Consider the following 1,782-nt stretch of genomic DNA (forward strand, 5'->3'; position numbering starts at 1 on the left):
GGCGCGGCCAGCGTAGCGTCCCGTCCGGTGGCGCCCGTCCCGCCTCGGCGGCTGATCGGGCGGCAGTGCTAAGCGATGTGCTTGTCGAACCAGTTGATCGGCAGCTCCGGGTGGACGCCGAAGAAGTTGTACCCGTCGAACCGACGGTCCGTGCCCTCGATCCAGTACAGCTCCTTGTCCTCCACCGGCAGTCGGTCGTAGATCGACTGGACGTCCTCGGGGCGTGTCATGACGTCGTTGTGGACCTGCGCGACGAGCGTGGGCACCGTGACGGCCTCGACGTGCTCGAGCGGTGACTGCTCAGCGAGGTGGAAGCCGGTTCGCTCGTGTACAGCCTTGTCGAACTTCTCGTAGCCGTCGGCCATGCCGATGCCCTTGACGAACTCTTCGACGACGTACCGGGCGGATACCGGTTGCAGCATGACCATCGCCTGAATCTCGGAGAACTCTTCCGGGTGTTTGGACCAGGCCACCGCGGTGGAGTCTGCGCCGAGGCAGACCGACAGCAGAACTTTCTTCATGTTCTTCGTGTCCGGCCGTGCCGCCGCGTAGCGCAGTGATCCGATGACATCGCGGTACTCCAGCAAGCCGATGCCGACGATGCCGCCGTTGCCCTGTCCGCTCATGCCGTGGTTGCGGATGTCGTAAGCCAGGATGTTGTAGCCGGCGTCGTGCAGCGCCTTGTACTCGGGCAGGAAATTGATTTCGAACCCTCCGAAACCACCGAACTCCGGCAAATGGCCGGGGTATCCGTACCGGTTGCCCGGCAGGAAGTGGTTGTGAATGACGAGCTTGTCGGAGTCGGCGGGAATGAACCATCCCTCGAGTGGAACGCCGTCCGTGGACGGGAAAGTCACGTCCTCGTACTGCAGCCCGACCTCGTCGGGGCGCCGCAGAAGCGGGGCGCGCCGTCCGGCGGTCGTGCCGGTGGTTCACAGGGACACGAAGTTGTCGAACGCGGCCTCGGCCTCGTCTGAATCAGCCATTGGGTGCCTTCCTTTCCGGCGCCGGGGGCGCCTTACCGGGGTGCTTCCCCACCGCGGCACGATGTGGCTGTCCCGCGTCGGTGCCACGTGAAGAAGCTGAAGCCACAGTCGAGTGTTCTCCCACCCCGCCGGCGGATCCAGGTACTGTCAGCCCTCCCCTCCCGTCACCCGACCTGGCACGGTTCGTGGGTTATCGAGTTATCAACGAGGAGAGCGAGATTGCTGCGGTGATGACCGCCGGTCGGGTGATCGCGGCCCGGCGTCCGTGGTGTTCGATCTGATCGCCGAATCGCCTGGATGCCGTCGGAGCAGGGACACCAGGCGCCCGGCGTTCATCTCGCCCATACGTATGACTGGTCGCAACAGACGGACCCGAAGCGTCTCGACCCGGCCCACACCACCACGTCGGACAGGCTCCTGGCCTCTGTCGACAGGCTCGCTGCACTGGCCAAGGGGGCGACGAACTGAAGCGCGGAGCGAACAGGACCTTGACCTCCGGCGACGCGCTGGAATGGGCGGATCGCTCGTCGCACCGGGAATAGTCGCCGAATCGACCGCTGTCAGGGCGCTGAACAGTTCGCGTAACGGTATGTGCGAAACAATCGAATTGCCCATCCAGTGCGATCGCACCGTGCCGAATGCGTTTTGGCACAGCCGGATTAAGGGAAATCTCTTGACTCGAACTGGTGTTCGACCTAGTCTTGATGCATGGGGGACGGGGAGAGAACTCAGGGGGCGTTGCCGGACGGTGATCCGGCGGACGTCGACACGCTGCGGTTGACCGAGGCGCAGTTGC

General features: G+C 64.4%; 1 protein-coding gene and 1 pseudogene. One reads left to right on the forward strand and one right to left on the reverse strand.

Annotation, left to right across the window (positions count from 1 at the left end; translation table 11 throughout):
• Positions 1-68 precede the first annotated feature (68 nt).
• Positions 69-896, reverse strand: a complete 828-nt coding sequence (locus tag ACFTZB_RS45415) for an alpha/beta hydrolase family protein (RefSeq protein WP_378442533.1) — start codon at positions 894-896, stop codon at positions 69-71.
• A 372-nt stretch (positions 897-1,268) separates the two neighbouring features.
• Between ACFTZB_RS45415 and ACFTZB_RS45420 the strand changes: the two are divergent.
• Positions 1,269-1,454 (forward strand): annotated as a pseudogene (locus ACFTZB_RS45420) (polyketide cyclase); the annotation flags it as partial.
• Positions 1,455-1,782 lie beyond the last annotated feature (328 nt).

Origin of the sequence: Rhodococcus sp. NPDC057014 (genome assembly GCF_042673295.1) — a bacterium.
Lineage (GTDB): Bacteria > Actinomycetota > Actinomycetes > Mycobacteriales > Mycobacteriaceae > Rhodococcus_F.